Source organism: Anaerostipes caccae L1-92, assembly GCF_014467075.1.
Classification (GTDB): Bacteria; Bacillota; Clostridia; order Lachnospirales; family Lachnospiraceae; genus Anaerostipes; species Anaerostipes caccae.
In genome coordinates, this window is the sequence record NZ_AP023027.1 from 1,283,467 (window position 1) to 1,303,135 (window position 19,669).

Here is a 19,669-nt window from a genome sequence, read left to right on the forward strand (position 1 = left end):
ACTCGATTATCATTACATTTGCTTTTCCAATAAAGATGGAGGAGATTCAACTTTATCTATCAGATATACTAAATTATTTTTGAACTAAGGATTTCGCAGATTTTTATAGTAATATTTATTAACCATTGGGGGACAATCATTAACGAATTTATGATACTATATTCATTCTAGATCTAATGAAAAAGCGTTTTTATCTATTTAACTTCTGCCATGTAGGTTGAAACAAAAGCAAATGTTCTGATGTATTACTTATAGCATATTGAGTCCCGGCGTGGGTTAAAAAAGCGCAAACGACATAGAGGGGACCGCGAATAACCAAAAAGATACTTGAATTTTTTACGTTTCAGGATTATAATAGTTTTTCGTAAGACAGAGAAGGAATGTCTGTCATATAATTTCATAAACAAGTAAAACTGGAGAACCGATGTTATCGGCTGAGAAGAGGGTATAACCCGAAGATTCATGGAACCTGTTAGTTAGCACTAGCGTAGGGAGTTTTCAATCGATAGAACACAGAGATGGAGCTTACGCTTCATCTTTTTTTCGTTTGTAGCTCCGGGAAACGAAAGGAGAGTTATGATGCGTGTCAATGGAAAAGAAAGATGCCTTGAAGCCGGCAGGACCACTCTGAAGCAATTTCTTCTGAAAGAGGGTTACAGGCTTGAGCACATTGCGGTGGAAAGAAACGGAGAGATCGCGCCAAAGGCCGAGTATGAGACAATTATGCTGACAGAGGCGGATACACTGGAGATTGTCAGTTTCGTAGGCGGTGGATGAGATGCTGACGAGAGAACGATTTGAACAGGAACTGGCCGGACGTCAGACGCCGGAAGTGAGGGAAAGGCTCAGGGAAGGAACCGTGGCCGTTGCGGGTCTTGGGGGTCTTGGCTCCAATATAGCCCTGATGCTTGCAAGAACGGGGATCAGGAAGCTGTTTCTGGCAGATTTTGACCGGGTAGATCCATCCAATCTAAACCGGCAGGCATACACCATTTCCCAGATCGGAATGAAAAAGACGGAAGCCATGAGCGAACTGATCCGCCAGATCAACCCGTGGATTGAACTGGAGTTTTTTGACGGAAGGGTTACCAGAGAAAATGCGGCAGAGCTGTTTCGGCCATATCCGATTATCTGCGAAGCATTTGACTCGCCGGAGGCGAAAGCGGACCTGGTCAACAGTATATTGTCTCAGCTGCCTGGCAATACCGTTATTTCCGGCAGCGGGATGGCCGGGGCTTACAGCTCGAATCAGATAAAAACGGCAAAGAAAATGAAACGGCTTTATGTGTGCGGAGACGGGACACACGGGATATCCGACGAAGAATCCCTGACCGCGGCCAGAGTATCCATCTGTGCGGGACATGAGGCGAATATGGCAGTACGGCTGATTTTAGGAGAAGAAGAGGTATAAAGATGAGTGATACATTAAAAATCGGAACAAAGGAATTTACATCAAGGTTTCTGCTTGGAACCGGAAAGTTCAGTCTGGAAAAGACAGCCGAGGCTGTAAATGCGGCTGATGCCCAGATCGTTACCATGGCGCTCAGGAGGGCAAAGGAGGCAGGTTCCAGCAATATTTTAGAGTACATACCGGATACGGTGACACTGCTTCCAAATACCTCCGGGGCAAGAAATGCCCGGGAGGCTGTGCGCATTGCAAGGCTTGCAAGAGAAGTTGGCTGCGGTGATTTTATCAAGATCGAAGTGATACGGGACACCAAGTATCTGATGCCTGACAACGCAGAGACTATCAAAGCCACGGAGATTCTTGCAGACGAGGGGTTCACGGTTCTTCCGTATGTAACTCCTGACTTGAATACGGCAAGAGACCTGGAAAATGCAGGAGCCGCCGCGGTCATGCCTCTGGCAGCACCGATCGGAAGCAACAAAGGACTCCTGACGAAGGAATTTATCCAGATGCTGATTGACGATATCGATCTTCCGGTCATCGTGGATGCCGGAATCGGGAAGCCGTCCGAGGCCTGTGCGGCAATGGAGATGGGAGCCGATGCGGTCCTGGCAAACACGGCGGTGGCAACAGCAAAAGATGTCGTATCCATGGCAAAGGCTTTTAAAATGGCAGTGGATGCCGGAAGAAAGGCATACCTTGCGGGGCTGGGACGTGTTCTTTATCAGGGAGGAGATGCATCATCTCCGTTGACAGGATTTTTGGAGGACTAGGCCGATGGAGATATTAGAAGAAGTATTAAAGGCGTATAATGGATATGATTACAATCTTTACACAAAAGACGATGTGCTCACAGCCCTTTCAAAGGATACAGTGAGTGCTGAGGACTACAAGGCACTGCTCTCTCCGGCTGCCATGGAGTTTCTGGAGCCTATGGCCAGGAGAGCAAAAAAGGAGACAATGAAGCATTTCGGGAATACTGTCTGTCTTTTCACGCCCCTTTATATCGCGAATTATTGTGTCAATCACTGCGTATACTGCGGATTTAACTGCACGAATAAAATCCACCGGGCGAAGCTTACGATGGAGGAGATTGAGCGGGAATACAAGGCTATCGCAAAGACAGGGCTGAAAGAAATTCTGATTCTCACAGGGGAATCTAAAAAGGCGTCAGGAGTAGAGTATATCGGAGAAGCCGTAGAGCTGGCAAAGAAATATTTTTCCACCATTGGTATTGAAGTCTATCCGATGGACGTGGATGAATACGCATATATCCACGATAAAGGTGCAGATTTTGTCAGCGTCTATCAGGAGACATATAATACGAAGACCTATGATGAGGTTCACTTAAGCGGTCCGAAAAAAGTATTTTCTTATCGCCTGAATGCCCAGGAAAGAGCGTTAAAAGGCGGTATGAGGGGAGTGGGATGCGGAGCCCTGCTGGGGCTTGATGATTTTAGAAAAGATGCATTCGCCTCCGGAATCCATGCGTCCCTTCTCCAGAAAAAATATCCCCGGGCGGAAGTCTCCTTCTCTGTGCCCCGGCTCAGACCATATAAGAACAATGAAACCAACGATGCAAAAGACGTCCATGAGAGGCAGCTTTTGCAAGTGATGCTGGCACACCGCATCTTCATGCCGTTTGCGGGGATTACGATTTCTACGAGAGAACGGGCCGGATTCCGCGACCATGTGGTCGGCATGGCAGCGACGAAAATTTCCGCCGGGGTCAGCACAGGGGTCGGAGGCCACGAAGAAGAGGAAAAGGGAGACGCCCAGTTTGTGATCTCAGATCCGAGAAGTGTGGATGAAGTCGTAAATATGCTTGACCGCAGAGGCATGCAGGGTATCTATACAGACTATGTGAGAGTCTAGAAACGGAGGCTGACATGAATCAGGAGTGGATCGCCGTCACAGACCGGAAACAATGCGGCGGTGAGTTTTTAAAGACGGTGCAGACTCTCGCGGGACAGGGGTTAAAGACGATCATCCTGCGGGAAAAAGATCTTTCGGAAGAAGAGTACGGGGAACTGGCAGCCCGGTGTATGGAAATATGCAGGAAAACAGGGGCTTCGCTGACTCTCCACAAGTACTTTCATGCGGCCCGCGGCCTGGGAGCAGACAGGATCCATCTGCCGTACCCTGTATTTCGGGAGAATGCAGGTAAGATTGATCAGCATATTCATGTAAGTACTTCCATTCATGCCCCGGGAGAGGCAGTGGAGGCAGAACGGATGGGCGCAGAGTTTGTAATTGCCGGACATATATTTCAGACGGACTGCAAAAAGGGTGTTCCGCCAAGGGGGCTTGAGTTTTTGAGAGAAACGGTACAATCCGTGTCTATTCCGGTCTATGCCATCGGCGGGATCACTCCGTATAATATAGGGGATGTTTTAGATACAGGAGCCGCCGGAGGGTGTATGATGTCAGGTTTCATGAAGTCTCCTAAAATTATTGACAAGCCATGAGTGCTGGGGCATACTTGAAATAGAAATATATCAAGATGGAGGGTACTTATGAAAAAGAAATACTGCTTTTTTGACATCGACGGAACACTGACCGACCGCTCTACCAACCAGGTAGTTCCAAGCGCACTGGAGGCACTGGAAAAGCTGGAGGAAAACGGACATTTTGTGGCAATCGCAACAGGAAGGGCACATTATAAAGCGGATCTGTTTATAAAGGCCAACGGTTTTAAGAATATGGTCTGCAATGGAGGAAACGGATTTGTCATTGACAATGAGTTTGTGGAGAATATTCCTCTGGACAGAGAAGGATGCATTAAAATCATTGAGGAGACAGAGAAACTCGGATACGGATGGTGCATCGCTGTAGACGATACGAAGGATGTCTATATGACCGATGATCTGTTTTTAAGACAGGTGGGCAAGAGAAAAGAGCCGACCCGCTATATTATCGATGATACTCTGGATATACATAAGGTCGAAGATTTCTATAAAATATACGTAGCAATTCCGAAAGAAGAGGAAGAACGTCTGACAACAAAAGATCTCATCGGACATCTGCGGTTTGAGCCTGAATACCTGATGTTCCAGCCGGACAATAAAAGAGAGGGCATCATAAAAATGATGGAACACTTAAACGGACCTCTTGAAGATGTAGTCGTGTTCGGAGATGATTATAACGATCTGGATATGTTCAGCCCTGAGTGGTTTTCCATCGCTATGGGGAACGGCTGCCAGGATCTGAAAGATAAGGCAGACTATGTGACGGACACCAATGTAAATGACGGGATTAAAAAGGCATGTGAGCACTTTGGCTGGATTTAAAAAGGATAAGAAGCCTTCTTGACACGATTCCTTAAATCATTATAGAATAGTAAGACCAGAATTTTCTGGTCTTCTTTTCATTTCATAGAGAAGGTCAACGACCTTCTCTATGAAATGAAAACGCTTCGCGGGCTGTACACAGATGCGTAAGGAAATCATTTGACAGCGTCAAATCGCATCTGGCACGCAAAGTTGTCAAGCCCCTCAAAGATTAAGGGGCCTAAGAGCTGAAGTGGGCTTGCCTACTTTGTTCTTTATTTAAGGATCTATTGAACAGCAGGAGGAGTTATGAGAATTTTAAAAGTAATGAAAAAGGGCATATCGAAGATGCTGAAGGTCCTGCTGAGACGCCTTGTGATTGTAGGCGTCGTTATTGTGCTCCAGATAGCATGGCTGATCTGGCTGGCCCAGGTGATCGGAGAACATTCTAAGTTCATTGAATGGGGACTTCAGCTGGTCAGTGTTGCAGTGGTGATATATATTGTGAATAAAGAAGAGAACCCGGCCTATAAGCTGGCGTGGACCATTCCGATTCTGATCTTCCCGATTTTCGGCGGTCTTCTATACCTTACTCTGGGCAATAAAAAACCGGCAAAGAAGCTGAGGCTGGAGCTGGAACGGTCTCTGGGTGAGACAGATTTTCTGCTGTCCCAGAGCGAGAGTGTCATGAACAACTTAAGACAGAGGAGTCCCCAGGCGGCGGCACAGGCAAAATATATCGATACGTCCGGAGGGTATCCGATCTATCAGAATTCCTCGGCGAAGTATTACCCGTCCGGCGAGGCCATGTTTGAAGAGATGATCGAAGACCTGAAAAAAGCAAAGTATTATATTTTCATGGAATTCTTCATTGTAGAAGAAGGATATATGTGGAATACGATCTTAGAGATCCTCAAAGAACGGGTGGACGACGGTGTGGAAGTCCGATTTATGTACGATGATGTGGGATGTGTTGATCTGCTCCCATACAAGTATTATAAAGAACTGGAACGCTGCGGCATTTCCTGTGTGGCATTTAATCCGATCATTCCTCTGGTGTCCACTGCATGGAACAACAGGGACCACCGCAAAGTAGTGGTCATAGACGGACATACGGCATATACCGGAGGGCTTAATCTGGCAGATGAGTATATCAACCGGAAGGAACGCTTCGGCTATTGGAAAGATGCGGGACTCAAGGTCATCGGAGATGCGGTGTGGAACTTTACTGTGATGTTTCTCCAGGTCTGGAATGCGATCCGGAAGACCGATGAGGGCTACGGCATGTTTGTGCCCCACGGCCACCATGAGGGACGGTTTGTCGACGACGGCTTTATCCAGCCTTACGCGGATAATCCCCTGGATACAGAGACAGTCGGGGAGAATGTGTATCTCAATATTATCAATGCGGCCACAGATTACGTATATATCTATACGCCGTATCTGATCATTGATAATGAAATGATGACAGCGCTCTGTCTGGCGTCCAAAAGAGGAGTCGATGTGCGGATTGTCACACCGGGAATTCCGGATAAACCGACTGTCTTTTTGCTGACACAGTCATACTATGCACAGCTGGTGGAAGCAGGGGTAAAAGTGTATCAGTATACGCCCGGATTCATTCATGCAAAATGTTTTGTCAGCGATGACGTCATTGCTACCGTAGGAACTATTAATATGGATTACCGGAGTCTTTACCTGCATTTTGAAAATGGAGTCTTTATGTATCACTGCCTGGCGGTGACGGAAGTCAAGATCGATATGCTGAAGACGTTTAAGCAGTGTGAGCTGATCACAAAAGAACACTGTCAGGGCAATATGGTGAAGCGGCTGATGCAGAGTGTGCTCCGTGTCCTGGCACCGCTTCTGTAAGGAGTAGGAGAAAATGGATGAGTTTTCAAGCTATCAGAGTTTTGCGCAGGTTTATGATGAATTTATGGATCAGACCCCTTACAGACTGTGGGGAGAAAATATCAGGCAGTATCTGAGAAAATACAAAGTTAAGGACGGAGCAGATGTCCTGGACCTGGGCTGCGGCACCGGCAGGATGACGAATCTGCTGGATGGTTTTGGGTACCGGATGACCGGGATGGACATTTCTCCGGAAATGCTTGAGATTGCTGCCGGTTCCGGGAATTCTGAAATTTTCTATATCTGTCAGGATATGAGGGAACTGGATCTTCTGCATCCTGCGGATGCAGTCATATCGACCTGTGACAGCCTCAATTATATATTAGAGCCGGAAGATCTGATACAGGTATTTGTGCGTGTGCGGGAGAACCTTAAAGAAGACGGGGTCTTTTTGTTTGACATGAACACGCTTTTTAAATATAAAACACTGCTTGCTGAAAATACGTTTGCGGAAGACCGGGAGGAGTGCAGTTTTATCTGGCAGAATTTCTATGATCAGGAAGACGGCATCAATGAATATGACCTGACACTGTTTATCCGGATGGAGTCGGGGCTCTATCAGAAGTTTGAGGAAGTGCATTTTCAGAGGGCATATGAGACAGAAGAGATAAAGGAGGCACTGCGCCTGGCCGGGTTTGAGATCCGGGAAGTCGTGGATGCAGATACTTTAAAAGAGCCGGAGACAGAGAGTGAACGGCTGTATTTTATTTCAACGATAAATCATGAGGTGGACAAATGAAAGATTATATTGTAAGAGGTACGGCGGCAGACGATCAGGTGCGTTTTTTCGCTGCCTATACGAAAGATGTTGTGGAGGAGGCCAGACAGAGGCATAATACAAGCCCGGTGGCCACGGCTGCCCTGGGCCGCCTTCTGACCGCCGGGGCTATGATGGGGAGTATGTGCAAGAATGAACAGGATTTGATCACGCTTCAAATCAAGTGCAGCGGTCCTATCGGAGGTCTTACGGTGACTGCTGATTCAAAAGCAAATGTAAAGGGATATGCGGTACATCCGGATGTGATGCTGCCGCCGAGCAAAGAAGGAAAGCTCGATGTAGGAAAGGCCCTGGACTTAGGGGTGCTGACGGTTATAAAAGATATCGGCATGAAAGAACCGTATTCTGGACAGACCCATCTTGTATCAGGGGAGATCGCAGAGGACCTGACCTACTACTTTGCCGCGAGTGAGCAGATACCGACTTCTGTGGCGCTTGGCGTTTTAATGAATAAGGATAACACCGTCCGGCATGCCGGGGGCTTTATTATTCAGATGATGCCGTATGCGTCTGAGGAAGTGATCTCTGCTCTGGAGAAAAAGATTGCAGAATTTGAGTCTGTCACATCGCATCTGGAGGAGGGGAAAACTCCGGAAGACATAATGAATGAACTGCTGGGTGAGTTCGGAGTCAAGTTTTATGAGACTGTGCCGACAAAGTTTTCCTGTAACTGTTCCAAGGAGCGGGTGGAAAAAGCGGTTATCAGCGTGGGAAAAGATGAGATTAATGATATGATCAAAGACGGTAAAGATATAGAAGTAAACTGTCATTTCTGCAATACACATTACACATTTAGTGTGGATGAGCTGAAACAGATGGCAGAAAAAACCGAAGCCGGAAGATAAAGAAAAGCCATGGGAGACCGTGGCTTTTTTTGTCGGAAAATGATATTATATGAGGAAAGGAGGGTGAAAGATGAAGATTAAAAGACTGATCACAGTACTGCTGACAGCGTGTTTCATCATACCGCAGATCAGCGAGGTAAAGGCGGCAGAGACCTATCCAAATCTGGATGAAAAAATTACTGTAAAAAGTTATAGCGGTGAAAAGTATAAAGCAGGGGAAGCTCCCAATGAGGAAGAATGCTATGCACTTTCTTCAAAGGGAAGAAATCTGGACCAGACCATTGTGATGCCGTCAGATAAAGTGATGGTTCTTGAAAATTCAGGGAATCAGAATTATACAGATCTCAGAGCAGTATTGGAGGAGGACAGCTGCACAAACGATATAGATCTTGTGCTCTCTTCAAAACAACTGAGGGCACAAAGCAAAGTGAGTCTTAAAATAAATTTTGCAGATAAGAAGACAGAACCTTGTCTTAACAGGACTGCAATTTTGCTAAAAGAAGGCAACGATGTTGTCAAAAGAATTCCGTTTTCCTATGATACAGCCGGATACCGGGATGAACACGACATTTCAGTATCCCAGTGGAGCGGAGAGTATGCTTATTTTTTTGGATTCGGAACAGTAAAGAGCATAGGGACCATTGATTACTGCCAGAGCAAAAAAACATTAAGGGTGACATACAAAAATGCAGGAACAGCCCCTGTACTCAAATTTACTCTTGATCCGAACGGCTATTTCACGTTTTCTAACGGCAAATATGAATATTACGGTTCAAGTTCGGGCAATAAAGTCGGAGGAACCAACACTCTGAATTTAACAGCGAAAAGTAATTTAAAAAGGGACTTTGCGGATGCTGCCACGACAGGCAGCTTTGATATTAAAAATAAGCGCATCGCATTCATGCTGTCAGAACTTCTGATCGTATATAATGATGCGTACGATGCCAATGGAAACCCGGTGCCGGGAGTGACTCTTGACTCTCACGGCGGCTGTATCGAAGGGGGACAGATCTCAACGATACCTCTGTCTTATAATGTATCCCTGAAACCTTTGGGAACAATCAAGACAAAGATGTCTTCCAGCAAGACATCCTCCATCAAAGTTTCATGGAACAAATTAAACGGCGTGTCCGGATACAGGATTTACCGTTCCACAAAGAAAAACTCCGGTTATAAGTACTTAAAACAGCTTTCTTCAAAAACAGCCTCATACACAAATAAGAAACTGAAATCCGGTAAGACTTATTATTATAAAGTGCGGGCGTACAGCGATGTGTTCGGTGACAGATACTACGGATCATACTCTGCGCCGTTAAAATCCGGGACAAGGCCGGCGAAACCGAGAGTTACGGTAAAAAGAAGCGGACGGCGGCTGAAGATTAAATATAAAAAGATTTCCGGGGCCAGCGGATACAGAATTTACATAAGAACCGGGAAAAAAGGAAAGTACAAGAGAGTCAAACAGTATACCAGCGGCAAAAAAGTGTCTTATAAAAGCAAGAAACTGAAGAGAAAAAAGACTTACTACGTAAAGGTGAGAGCTTATAAGACGATCAACGGCAAAAAATATTTTGGAAGCTATTCCAAGGCAAAGAAAGTAAAGATAAAATAAAAACAGGACGGGTGACAACATGGAAATTAAAGTGTGTGAGACAGAAGAACAAGTGCAGACACTGGCGGAATTGGCCTCTGAGATCTGGCACGAATATTTTGTATCTATTATCTCAAAGGAACAGATCGACTATATGGTAGAGAAGTTCCAGAGCTACCAGGCATTAAAAAAGGCGATTGATGAAGAACACTATACCTATTTTCTTGGATATGACGAAGGAAAGTTAGTGGGGTTCTGCGGCGTGAAGCCGGATGGGAACCGTCTGTTTCTGAGTAAACTGTATCTGCACAAGAAGAGCCGCGGAAAAGGGCTTTCCAGCATTCTATTAAGAAAGGCCATAGAGTTTGCAGAGAAGATGGATAAAAAAGCCATTTATCTTACCTGCAACAAATATAATCAGAACAGTCTGGATATTTACAAAGCGAAAGGCTTTGCAGAGGTTGATTCCGTAAAAACTGATATCGGAAACGGATTTATCATGGATGACTACATCCTCCAGCTTGATTTATAAGAAACTAAAGAACTCCTATGCCGATAAAATCAGCATAGGAGTTCTTTTATTTATCATCTTCTTCTGGTGTGTCAGAAGTCTTATCCTCGTTGGAAACGTTGTCCTCGGAAGGAGTCTCTTCCTCAGATGTTTCTTCTTTCATTTCTTCTTCGTCCGTGATGTGGATGGAGAAGTAATCACGGCTGTCTTCCGCTGAATCCGGGAAAACATCGTCATCGTCAAATGCATCCGGATCCCAGTCATCGAGATCTTCATCCTTTTCCTGATCCTTTAATTCTTTCAGCTTGTCTATGATTGCTTTGATCTGGTCTCTGGCGATATATACAATTCCGCCGATGGAGATGATGGCAGTCACAACTTTCAGAAATTTTTTCAATTTTTTACCCATAGTGTCGTGCTCCTTTCTCATTTCTGGTATAATCATTGTAATATGAAAAATTGGAAAAAGCAACGCAATGCTTGACAAAATAAAGTTTCGTGATAAAATTTAGATAAGAAATATGATTTCACTTCAGGAAGGAGAATCAGATGAGCGATTTAAAATGGGGTATTTTAGGATGCGGGGTTATAGCCAACGAGATGGCGCAGGCATTTGAAAAAATGGGAAGAAAGGTCTACGGGGTCAGCAGCCGGACACAGACTAAGACAGAAGCATTTGCGGAAAAATACGGCGTCGAAAATGTCTACGGATCATATGAAGAAATGCTTGAGGATGAAAACATTGATGTGATCTATATTGCAACTCCACACAGCCAGCACTATGAGAATATGAAAAAAGCGATTGGGGCCGGGAAACATATTTTATGTGAGAAAGCGATCACAGTCAATGACCATCAGCTGGAGGAGATCGTTTCCCTGGCGGAAGAGAAGAATCTGACAGTAAGGGAAGCCATGACCATCAGCCATATGCCGCTGTTTAAAGAGCTGAAGGACAGAATTGACAAAGGAGACATTGGAACCGTAAAGATGGTGCAGGTAAACTTCGGAAGCAACAAAGGATATGATTCTACGAACCGATTTTTTGCACTGGAAGCAGCCGGAGGAGCACTTCTCGATATCGGAGGGTATGCCACGACATTTGCAAGAACGTTTATGGACGAGGCGCCGAATACGATCCTTACCACAGTACAGTATGTAGAGACTGGTGTGGATGAACAGTCCGGTATCATTCTGAAAAACGAGTCTGACCAGATGGCGGTGATCTGCCTTACCATTCGTGCAAAACAGCCGAAGAGGGGTGTTGTCACAGGAGATAAAGGATATATCGAAGTATACGAGTATCCGAGGGCTTCAAAGGCAACGATCACAAATACAGAGACAGGCGTTACAGAAACCATTGAGGCGGGCAGGACAGAAGACGCTTTAGTATATGAGGTAGAAGCCATGGAAGGAACCGTCAGCGGTACGTTTTCCGATAACAATCTGGAGATTTCAAGAGATGTCATGAAAATTCTGAGCAGTGTGAGAACACAGTGGGGAATGAAGTATCCATTTGAATAATGGTTGCCGTTTCCTTTTTCAATTGCTATAATGATAGTATTGTCAAAAGGAGGGGAATCATGATCAGGATATTTAAAACTTATGAGGGATCAAAAGAATTAAGAGAGATTACCGAGATTGAACGCGAATCCTGGGTCATGATGACGGATCCGAACGGAGCAGAACTTCAGATGGTGGCAGAAAAATACCAGATCGATCTGGACGATCTGAGGGCGCCTCTGGATGAGGAAGAACGTTCTCGTCTGGAACATGAAGATAATTATACGATGATACTGGCCAATATCCCGGTAGTACGTGCAGAAGAGGGGAAGCGGCTTTATGAGACGATTCCTCTTGGCATCTTTATCACGGAAAAGGTCGTGTTTACGGTCTGCCTGGAAGAGACCAATATTTTGAAGCAGTTTACGGACGGGCTGGTGCCGAATTTCTATACATATATGAAGACTAGATTTGTATATCAGATTCTTTATAACAATGCGGCTCTGTTTTTGGTTTATCTGAGAATGATCGATAAAAGAGCCAACCAGGTGGAAGAGATTCTGCATGAGACATCCAGGAACAAGGACCTGATCCAGCTTTACGATTTAGAGAAATGTCTTGTGTATTTTACCACTTCCCTGAAGTCAAATGAGGTGGTGCTGGAGAAACTCAGAAAGCATATAGGACTTAAACACTACGAAGAAGACCAGGAACTGCTGGAAGATGTTATTATCGAGAATAAGCAGGCGATGGAGATGACCTATATTTATCATAATATCTTAAGAAGTACCATGTCGCTGTTTGGTTCCATCATCGACAACAATCTAAACCAGGTCATGAAGTTTCTGGCTGCCATCACGATTGTGCTGGAACTGCCGACAATGATCTCAGGGCTTTATGGGATGAACCTGAATCCCGCAGGAATGCCGTTTTCGGGAAGCCCGATGGGGTTCTTCATCGTGAGTGCGTTTTCTGTGGCTGTCTGTGTGATCGCGGTGCTGATTTTGAAGAAGAAAAATTTACTGTGAGTTATTTCGTAATATTTGTAGTAAAACCGGAAAAGCTTTTTTACTGAAAACAGAAGATAACTGCTTTATATATTAAAAAGGGGACATCTATAGTAGATGGCCCTTTTCAGGTTTGGGAAAATTAATTTTAGAGGAGATAATGGTTTGGAAAGTAAAGTTAATAGAAAAGAGCGTGTGTTTTTTTTAATAGGACTAGTTCCTGTTTTTTGGTTATGTTTTAAAATGACGGGGAAAGTAACACAAGAACAGGCAGATTTTTTTACTAACGATGTAGCAGGTAGCCTGATAGAATTTTCTCCGCTCTTTATATTTTATTCTGGACTAATATCAACTATCTTTTATTTGGTTTTGTATATATTTCTATATTTAGTACAACTGGATAATATTCATGTATTTAAGTTGCCATTAAATGAGTGGGAAGATCAAATGTATCATATGGTAATCATAGGTTCAATTCTGACTTTGATTTTATCCACTTTTTTTTGTTTTGTTGCTGTTTTCATAATAGAAAAAAGTATTTATAATGGTTTGGTTTTGTTGACAATAGGTATAGTTTCAATAGTATGTATTGTTATATTTAGACGGATATTGAGTGAAATAAAAATAAAAGAGATATGTAAACATTTCGGTTTGTACATTCTCACGTTTTTTGTTTTCTGTTCTTTTGCAATAGGGATACTTAGCCCTGCTCCACACATAACAATTGAAACGAGATTTGGTTCAGATGGAAAAGTAAAGATTAATACAAGATCTAATGAAAAAATAAAACATGTTAGACTGCAGATACTAACAGGTGATAAGATTAAAGTAGCAGAACAGAAGGTGAGAAATTTTAGAACATCAGGGTTTTATCAAACAGACAAACGTAAATTTGATAAAGAGACAAAACAGAAAGAAGAATCCAGAACTTACAAGATTAATTTATCTGATTATAAAAAGGAGGTACTTCCTATGAAGAAGTACTTTGCACGTATTATTTTTGAAATTGAGGATGAGAGATATTTGTTAATAAATGAATTTTTCATCAATAATAAAAAATTTTACTATAACGAAAATATAATGAAGTATGAATATAAAGACTAAAAGTATAATTTTATATTTTCCGGTCAGTCTATGTCTATTGAGGTACTAGTTTTACTCAAGATTATCATGTGTGATTTTATTCGTAAAATAAATGAATAATTATTTTAACAGTCCGCAAGATATGTGAATTATAATAATCCACATTTTGTTATTCTAACATCAGGAGGTAGTTATATGGATAATAATTTACAAATGATCGGCCGGGCAGTGGATTATATAGAGGAGCATCTCACCGAGGAAAACTTGAGCCTGGACAGGATTACAGGGGAAATCGGGTATTCCAAATATCATCTGCACAGAATGTTTACGTTTGTTGTGGGCATTCCCATTCACAGGTATATCCTGCGCCGCAGGCTGACGGAGGCGGCACGGATGCTTGTATTTACAGCAAAACCCCTGACAGATATCGCACTGTGCTCTGGCTACGACACCCAGCGTTCTTTTTCAAGGAGCTTTAAATCTATGTTCCGGTGCACACCCAGCTTTTACAGAAAGCGAAATGATTTTCTTCCGCTTCAGATGAAATATGATGTCAGAAACCGAAGGGAGCTGAGGGGAGATAAGATGCTAGATGTAAAAATGGCAGAAGAGGATAAATTATATCTTGTTGGTTATGACGGAAGAACTGAAAAGGGCTTTAAAGTCATCGGAAAGTGCTGGAAGTTACTGCATAAAAATAAAGATAAGATTGGAAACCGGACAGATCAAAGGTTCCTCATAGGAGTAAATGATTATTCTCAATTCAAACTTGAACACACAAGCCCGGTTTTTCATTATATTGCGGCGGCGCAGGTTAGTCTGCCGGAGCGGATCCCCAAGAATATGAAAAGTTTTGAACTGCCTTCCGGCAGGTATGCTGTTTTTACTCTCAGAGGAAAAAACGAGGACAGTCTTGAGCCTGTTGTGGATTATATTTACCGGCAGTGGTTTCCGTATTCGACCTGCAGGCTGAATGAACACAGCCGTTATGATTTTGCCAAATACGGAGAAGAGACTGATGAAAAGGGAGAGAGTGAGATTCAGTTTTGGGTTCCGGTACTATAAGATATGGGACATTTCTTTGAGTTAGAAATGTCCCTGTGCTGTTTTAATCCAGATAGTGCTTCATATGTTTCAGAGCATTTTTTTCCAGGCGGCTGACCTGAGCCTGTGAAATACTAATCTCATCGGCTACTTCTGTCTGGGTCTTGCCGTCAAAAAAGCGAAGCCTTATAATGTTATATTCCCTTTCAGGAAGATGTTCCATAGCATCTTTTAATGCGATAGATTCAACCCACAATTCTTCTTTGTTTTTTTTATCTTTTACCTGATCCATCAAAAACAGAGTATCTCCGCCGTCCTGATAGACTGGTTCGTAGAGTGAAAGAGGTGTTGCGATGGCATCCAGGGCAAATAAGACATCCTCTTTTTTCATCTCAATCTCTTCTGCGATGGCCTCGATGGTCGGTTCTTTGTTGAATTTTTTGGTCAGAGCCTCCTTTGCTGTGATGGCTTTGTAGGCAATATCCCTGAGTGAACGGCTGACTCTCATGGAATTATTATCCCGCAGGTAACGCCGTACTTCTCCGATGATCATCGGAACCGCATAGGTAGAAAATTTAACGTTCAGGGAGCGGTCAAAATTGTCGATGGCTTTCATAAGCCCGATACATCCAACTTGAAACAGGTCGTCGGCATTCTCATTGCTGCCGGAAAAACGTTGAATGACACTTAAAACTAACCTTAAATTGCCCTTGATGTATTGTTCCCTTGCTTCCTGGTCACCCTGTTCGATCCTTATGAACAGTTCTTCTTTTTCTTCATTGGTGAGTAAAGGAAGAGAAGCAGTATTGACTCCGCAGATTTCAACTTTATTAAGTGCCATGATAATTCCTCCATTTGTAAATTGTTCTTGCGAACGATATATTAAAATCATTCACCAATCAAAATGGATTTATACGATGAAAAAATTGCCAGACCGTTTGACACCCATATTTACCAATGATATTATGAGTAAGAAGAAAATATAGAAATGAGGAATCATATCATGAAAAAATTACTGCTAATTTGTATGATGATATGTCTTGTTTTTTGTTTGGGGGGCTGCAATTTTCCCTGGGACAAGGAAAAGACAGGAGATAAAAATGTCAGGAAAGAAAACATAACAGCATCAGAAGTCAAAGATTCCATGAAGGGAAAACAGCTGATCATCGGCGTGTCCGACGGTATGGCGCCGTTTTCTGTCAGAGATGAAAAAACCAAGGAGATGAAAGGTTTTGACATCGATCTGATCAAGGGGATCAGCGAGTATCTGGGCTTTGAGTACAAGCTTCGCGTCGCTCCGATGAGGGAGCTTACGGACCTGCTCAGGGAGAAGAAGATCGACCTTGCTATCTCCGGTATCTGTATTACGGACAGCCGCCAAAAGGAGTTTCAGTTTTCGGATGTCTATTTTGAAAATACATTAAAAGTTATGGTCAATACAGATAAAAACATAACAGACAGAAAAGAACTGGAAGGAAAAACTATAGGGGTAGAGGAGGGAACCTCCAACGCAGAATATGCACAGACCAACCTTTCTGAGGAGAATAAGATTAAGGTTTATCCATCTATGGACAAGGTATTCAAAGATCTTGAAAAAGGAAAGATCGATGCTACGGTTTATGATGCAACAGGTGTTGATTATTTCATGGCAAATTATAAAGGGGACAAAATCTCTGCTCTAGATGAAAAGCTTAACTCAGCAGAGAGCAACTATGGGATCATGTTCCGAAAGAAAGATCCTTCCGTCGGAAAGTTTAATGTAACGCTTCAGGTATTGAATACAGAGGGCACCTACCAGACCATTAAGAACGAGTGGATTGGATCGGAAGACGAAGATTAAGAGGGGAATTCATGAATATTGTTTCAATTGTATTTGGACAGATCGTCATGATGTTTTGTATGATGGCTGTGGGGGCAGCCGCCTATAAGGCGGGCCTCATAACCGAACGGGGAAGCACAGATCTTTCCAATATCACCCTTTTCTTAGTCATTCCATTTGTAGTGCTCACTTCTTTTCAGATTGAGTTTGATGCAGACATATTCCATGGAATTCTGGTTACCTTTATTTTAGGAATTGCGGTACATGCGGCAGCGATCGTTTTGTCCTTTCTGCTGATCCGCGGAAAGGATAATGACCGGACAGTTCTGGAACGGTTCAGCATTGTGTACCCGAACTGCGGTTTTATGGGGATACCTCTGGCCCAGGCGGTGCTGGGTCCGAAGGGGGTTATATACATAACAGCATTTATTGCCGCACAGAATCTGTTTATCTGGTCTCACGGAGCTGCCAGCATGCAGGGGACATTTAACCGGGGATCAGTCAAAGAAATATTCAAAGCACCTGTTATGATTGCAACATTCGCAGGACTTTTCTGTTACCTGTTTCAGATTAAATTTCCTGTTCTGATCTACAATCCGCTGAAAGCCATCGCTGATATGAATACACCCCTGGCGATGATCATATCCGGAACTGCCATTGCGCAGACAAATCTTTTGAAGACACTGACAAGACCGAGGATTTATGTCATGACGGCACTGAGGCTTCTTCTTATGCCAATGGTCATGTTTTTGATCCTTCTCGTCGTGCCGGTATCCAAGGATCTTAAAATATTGTCGCTGCTTGCTTCATCTGCATCGACTGCGGCGATCACGACCATGTTTGCGGTGAAGTTTAAGAAGGATGTGGGCTACGCGGCAGAATTATTTGCAGTTTCCACGATTGCAGCGGTTGCCACGCTGCCGCTCATGATCTCTCTCGGAGAAAAATTTTTCTTATAATAAGACAGAAAATCCCATGGTTCTTTCCGCGGAAAGAACCATGGGATTTTTGTATTTCACATAAAATTCAGCTGTTTTGGATTCTCAGAAAATGATACAGCCAGCCGGCCTCTTCATCGGTGAGATGAGGAGAGAGACTGTCGAAGACAAGCTGGTGATAGGCATAGAGGAGACGGATTTCTTTATCATTGAGAAGCGCCTCATCGACACCGTCCATATCAATAGGCACCAACGTCAGGTGCTCGAATTCTAAAAAGCTGCCGTATTCATTCTGCCGCTGTTTTTTGCACAGGAGCATGTTTTCTGTACGGATGCCATATTTTCCTGGTATATACACTCCAGGTTCGTCGGTTGTGACCATACCGGGCATCAGGACAGCATCCAGCTGATTGTCTCTGACCTGCCAGCGAAAGGCGTTGGGGCCTTCGTGGACTCCGAGAAAATGTCCGACGCCGTGTCCGGTTCCGCACCGGTAGTCGATTCCTTCTTCCCAGAGCGGGCCTCTGGCCAGAATGTCCAGGCTGCTTCCCCGGCATCCAAGAAGAAATTTAGCATCGGAGAGGGAAAGCATACTTTTTAATACAAGGGTAAAGTGCCGTCTTTCTTCTTCGGAGATATCACCTAAGATAAAAGTTCGGGTGACATCCGTCGTCCCGGTCAGATACTGGCCGCCCGAGTCGATCAGAAGCAGTCCTTCCGGTTTCAGGCAGACATCGGACTGTTCGGTGGAACAGTAGTGCATCATAGCCGCGTGATCTTTATAGGCACAGATGGTATCAAAGCTCGGGCCCTGATACAGAGGCTGTTTTCTGCGCTCCTCTTCCAGACGGTCCTGGACAGAACGCTCCGTCATAGGAACGGAACCGATGTTCTGCTTCAGCCAGAACATGAACTTTGTCATGGCAATGCCGTCAGATAAGTGACATTCTTTAAGCCCGCTGATCTGTGTCTCGTTTTTCACCGCTTTCATGCCGGAAGAAGGATTCTCACCAAAAATAATCTGGTTTTTTTCGAGCTCCTGGCAGAGTTTGTAGTTTACGGTATCGGGATCTATCAGTACGCTTCCCTTCTGTTTTGCCAAGAAAGAATCAATCTGTCCATAGGGCAGAATCGTTATTTTATCCTGTTCGAGACGGCGACTGACTTCTTCCGAAAGACAGGTTTCCCTCACAAACAGGCAGCAGTTTTCCTGTGTGATCCATGCATAGCTGTAAAACAGAGGCGTGCAGGGCATGTCATTGCCGCGCAGATTGAAGATCCATGCGATATCCGGCAGAGAGGCGATAAAATGAGCCTCTGCGGAAACTGTCTCCATGCAGCTGCGGATTCTTTTGAGCTTCGACGGCACAGATTCCCCGGCGTAAATATCTTCATGGATAAAAATCGGGGATGCTGCGGCAGCCGGACGGCCAGTCCAGAGATCCTCTGCGAGAGTATGATCTGTCTCAAGGACTGCTTTTTTTGAAGCAGCCAGCCTGGCCAGCTTTTTTCCATAAGAGGTATTGATCATACGGCCGTTTAAGCCGAGGACATCTCCTTCACTGAGATGCTCTGTGAGATATTCAAGGATCGTCGGAACGCCGGCAACACCCATCTTCATCAGCTTCATCTGCTCAGAATCGATCTGTGCTTCGGCCTGGGTAAAATATCTCCCGTCCGTCCAGAGCCGGCTTTCGGTCTGTTCTGCCAGGACTGCTCCGGATGATCCGGTGAATCCGGAGATGAACTGGCGGCACTTATAGTGAGCGTCCACGTATTCGGACTGGTGGGGATCTTCACTGGGAATCAAGTAATACGCAATGTTTTTTTCAATCATAGATTTTTGGAGCTTTGTCAGTGGTGTAGTCATAATTCAGAGCCTCCTTTTATTGTTGTGATTTTTATTATAACACGATATAATGAAAAATAGAATTTTAGAATATGTGCAGAAATTTTGCAGCTGAA

20 protein-coding genes are annotated in these 19,669 nt (G+C 44.0%); 17 read left to right on the forward strand and 3 right to left on the reverse strand.

The features are described from left to right. Window positions 1-576: 576 nt before the first annotated feature. The 11 genes from thiS (at window position 577) to ANCC_RS06340 (ending at window position 10,334) form a co-directional block, all read left to right on the forward strand. A complete protein-coding gene (thiS, locus tag ANCC_RS06290; RefSeq protein ID WP_006568855.1) occupies window positions 577-777 on the forward strand; it encodes a sulfur carrier protein ThiS in 201 nt (66 codons plus the stop codon). Further along, the gene (gene thiF / locus ANCC_RS06295) at window positions 770-1,411 is read left to right on the forward strand and encodes a sulfur carrier protein ThiS adenylyltransferase ThiF (protein WP_006568856.1); all 642 of its coding nucleotides are present in this window, start codon (window positions 770-772) and stop codon (window positions 1,409-1,411) included. Before thiS ends, thiF begins: the two co-directional genes overlap by 8 nt. Before the next feature lie 2 nt (window positions 1,412-1,413). Next, window positions 1,414-2,181 (forward strand): thiazole synthase, encoded by a 768-nt coding sequence (locus ANCC_RS06300; protein ID WP_006568857.1) that lies wholly within the window; start codon window positions 1,414-1,416, stop codon window positions 2,179-2,181. Between the two features lie 4 nt (window positions 2,182-2,185). Then, the gene (thiH, locus tag ANCC_RS06305) at window positions 2,186-3,283 is read left to right on the forward strand and encodes a 2-iminoacetate synthase ThiH (protein ID WP_006568858.1); all 1,098 of its coding nucleotides are present in this window, start codon (window positions 2,186-2,188) and stop codon (window positions 3,281-3,283) included. Window positions 3,284-3,297: 14 nt separating this feature from the next. Then, entirely contained in the window at window positions 3,298-3,876 is a 579-nt protein-coding gene (locus ANCC_RS06310) for a thiamine phosphate synthase (protein WP_006568859.1), read from the forward strand. Between the two features lie 48 nt (window positions 3,877-3,924). Further along, window positions 3,925-4,698 carry an HAD hydrolase family protein gene (locus tag ANCC_RS06315; RefSeq protein ID WP_006568860.1) on the forward strand — a complete coding sequence of 258 codons (774 nt, stop codon included), beginning with the start codon at window positions 3,925-3,927 and terminating at the stop codon, window positions 4,696-4,698. A gap of 288 nt (window positions 4,699-4,986) precedes the next feature. Next, the gene (cls, locus tag ANCC_RS06320; RefSeq protein ID WP_006568861.1) at window positions 4,987-6,549 is read left to right on the forward strand and encodes a cardiolipin synthase; all 1,563 of its coding nucleotides are present in this window, start codon (window positions 4,987-4,989) and stop codon (window positions 6,547-6,549) included. A 13-nt stretch (window positions 6,550-6,562) separates the two neighbouring features. Then, window positions 6,563-7,327 (forward strand): class I SAM-dependent DNA methyltransferase, encoded by a 765-nt coding sequence (locus ANCC_RS06325; protein WP_006568862.1) that lies wholly within the window; start codon window positions 6,563-6,565, stop codon window positions 7,325-7,327. Continuing rightward, entirely contained in the window at window positions 7,324-8,211 is an 888-nt protein-coding gene (hslO, locus tag ANCC_RS06330) for an Hsp33 family molecular chaperone HslO (RefSeq protein ID WP_006568863.1), read from the forward strand. Before ANCC_RS06325 ends, hslO begins: the two co-directional genes overlap by 4 nt. Window positions 8,212-8,281: 70 nt before the next feature. Further along, window positions 8,282-9,823, forward strand: coding sequence for a fibronectin type III domain-containing protein (locus ANCC_RS06335; RefSeq protein WP_006568864.1), 1,542 nt, complete (start codon window positions 8,282-8,284; stop codon window positions 9,821-9,823). Between the two features lie 19 nt (window positions 9,824-9,842). Beyond that, window positions 9,843-10,334 carry a GNAT family N-acetyltransferase gene (locus tag ANCC_RS06340; RefSeq protein ID WP_006568865.1) on the forward strand — a complete coding sequence of 164 codons (492 nt, stop codon included), beginning with the start codon at window positions 9,843-9,845 and terminating at the stop codon, window positions 10,332-10,334. Window positions 10,335-10,380: 46 nt separating this feature from the next. Here the strand turns inward: ANCC_RS06340 and ANCC_RS06345 are convergent, their stop codons facing one another. Then, window positions 10,381-10,722 carry a DNA-directed RNA polymerase subunit delta gene (locus tag ANCC_RS06345; RefSeq protein ID WP_233458252.1) on the reverse strand — a complete coding sequence of 114 codons (342 nt, stop codon included), beginning with the start codon at window positions 10,720-10,722 and terminating at the stop codon, window positions 10,381-10,383. Between the two features lie 140 nt (window positions 10,723-10,862). On the opposite strand from ANCC_RS06345, the gene ANCC_RS06350 reads away from it, so the two are divergent. From ANCC_RS06350 to ANCC_RS06365, 4 genes are all read left to right on the forward strand, one after another. After that, entirely contained in the window at window positions 10,863-11,834 is a 972-nt protein-coding gene (locus ANCC_RS06350; RefSeq protein ID WP_006568867.1) for a Gfo/Idh/MocA family protein, read from the forward strand. Window positions 11,835-11,893: 59 nt separating this feature from the next. Beyond that, window positions 11,894-12,841, forward strand: coding sequence for a magnesium transporter CorA family protein (locus ANCC_RS06355; RefSeq protein WP_009288749.1), 948 nt, complete (start codon window positions 11,894-11,896; stop codon window positions 12,839-12,841). A gap of 144 nt (window positions 12,842-12,985) precedes the next feature. Beyond that, window positions 12,986-13,924: a hypothetical protein gene (locus ANCC_RS06360; protein WP_182483051.1), complete on the forward strand. Its 939-nt coding sequence runs from the start codon at window positions 12,986-12,988 to the stop codon at window positions 13,922-13,924. Window positions 13,925-14,098: 174 nt separating this feature from the next. Beyond that, on the forward strand, window positions 14,099-14,968 hold the full coding sequence (locus ANCC_RS06365) for an AraC family transcriptional regulator (protein ID WP_006568870.1): 870 nt from the start codon (window positions 14,099-14,101) through the stop codon (window positions 14,966-14,968). A gap of 43 nt (window positions 14,969-15,011) precedes the next feature. Here ANCC_RS06365 and sigG read toward each other — a convergent pair whose 3' ends face one another. After that, on the reverse strand, window positions 15,012-15,788 hold the full coding sequence (sigG, locus tag ANCC_RS06370; protein ID WP_009288745.1) for an RNA polymerase sporulation sigma factor SigG: 777 nt from the start codon (window positions 15,786-15,788) through the stop codon (window positions 15,012-15,014). Window positions 15,789-15,950: 162 nt separating this feature from the next. Between sigG and ANCC_RS06375 the strand changes: the two genes are divergently transcribed. Both ANCC_RS06375 and ANCC_RS06380 read left to right on the forward strand, forming a co-directional pair. Beyond that, window positions 15,951-16,787 (forward strand): substrate-binding periplasmic protein, encoded by an 837-nt coding sequence (locus tag ANCC_RS06375; RefSeq protein WP_022260854.1) that lies wholly within the window; start codon window positions 15,951-15,953, stop codon window positions 16,785-16,787. An 11-nt stretch (window positions 16,788-16,798) separates the two neighbouring features. After that, window positions 16,799-17,725 carry an AEC family transporter gene (locus tag ANCC_RS06380; protein WP_006568874.1) on the forward strand — a complete coding sequence of 309 codons (927 nt, stop codon included), beginning with the start codon at window positions 16,799-16,801 and terminating at the stop codon, window positions 17,723-17,725. Window positions 17,726-17,792: 67 nt separating this feature from the next. Here ANCC_RS06380 and ANCC_RS06385 read toward each other — a convergent pair whose 3' ends face one another. Next, window positions 17,793-19,574, reverse strand: a complete 1,782-nt coding sequence (locus ANCC_RS06385; RefSeq protein ID WP_006568875.1) for an aminopeptidase P family protein — start codon at window positions 19,572-19,574, stop codon at window positions 17,793-17,795. Window positions 19,575-19,669 lie beyond the last annotated feature (95 nt).

Bases quoted from the DNA above. Each gene is read 5' to 3' on its own strand.
- hslO (WP_006568863.1), top strand. From the start codon at position 7,324: ATGAAAGATTATATTGTAAGAGGTACGGCGGCAGACGATCAGGTGCGT.
- ANCC_RS06350 (WP_006568867.1), top strand. From the start codon at position 10,863: ATGAGCGATTTAAAATGGGGTATTTTAGGATGCGGGGTTATAGCCAAC.
- ANCC_RS06315 (WP_006568860.1), top strand. From the start codon at position 3,925: ATGAAAAAGAAATACTGCTTTTTTGACATCGACGGAACACTGACCGAC.
- thiS (WP_006568855.1), top strand. From the start codon at position 577: ATGATGCGTGTCAATGGAAAAGAAAGATGCCTTGAAGCCGGCAGGACC.
- sigG (WP_009288745.1), bottom strand. From the start codon at position 15,788: ATGGCACTTAATAAAGTTGAAATCTGCGGAGTCAATACTGCTTCTCTT.
- cls (WP_006568861.1), top strand. From the start codon at position 4,987: ATGAGAATTTTAAAAGTAATGAAAAAGGGCATATCGAAGATGCTGAAG.
- ANCC_RS06340 (WP_006568865.1), top strand. From the start codon at position 9,843: ATGGAAATTAAAGTGTGTGAGACAGAAGAACAAGTGCAGACACTGGCG.
- ANCC_RS06335 (WP_006568864.1), top strand. From the start codon at position 8,282: ATGAAGATTAAAAGACTGATCACAGTACTGCTGACAGCGTGTTTCATC.
- ANCC_RS06300 (WP_006568857.1), top strand. From the start codon at position 1,414: ATGAGTGATACATTAAAAATCGGAACAAAGGAATTTACATCAAGGTTT.
- ANCC_RS06365 (WP_006568870.1), top strand. From the start codon at position 14,099: ATGGATAATAATTTACAAATGATCGGCCGGGCAGTGGATTATATAGAG.
- ANCC_RS06345 (WP_233458252.1), bottom strand. From the start codon at position 10,722: ATGGGTAAAAAATTGAAAAAATTTCTGAAAGTTGTGACTGCCATCATC.
- ANCC_RS06380 (WP_006568874.1), top strand. From the start codon at position 16,799: ATGAATATTGTTTCAATTGTATTTGGACAGATCGTCATGATGTTTTGT.
- ANCC_RS06325 (WP_006568862.1), top strand. From the start codon at position 6,563: ATGGATGAGTTTTCAAGCTATCAGAGTTTTGCGCAGGTTTATGATGAA.
- ANCC_RS06375 (WP_022260854.1), top strand. From the start codon at position 15,951: ATGAAAAAATTACTGCTAATTTGTATGATGATATGTCTTGTTTTTTGT.
- ANCC_RS06310 (WP_006568859.1), top strand. From the start codon at position 3,298: ATGAATCAGGAGTGGATCGCCGTCACAGACCGGAAACAATGCGGCGGT.
- ANCC_RS06385 (WP_006568875.1), bottom strand. From the start codon at position 19,574: ATGACTACACCACTGACAAAGCTCCAAAAATCTATGATTGAAAAAAAC.
- ANCC_RS06355 (WP_009288749.1), top strand. From the start codon at position 11,894: ATGATCAGGATATTTAAAACTTATGAGGGATCAAAAGAATTAAGAGAG.
- thiH (WP_006568858.1), top strand. From the start codon at position 2,186: ATGGAGATATTAGAAGAAGTATTAAAGGCGTATAATGGATATGATTAC.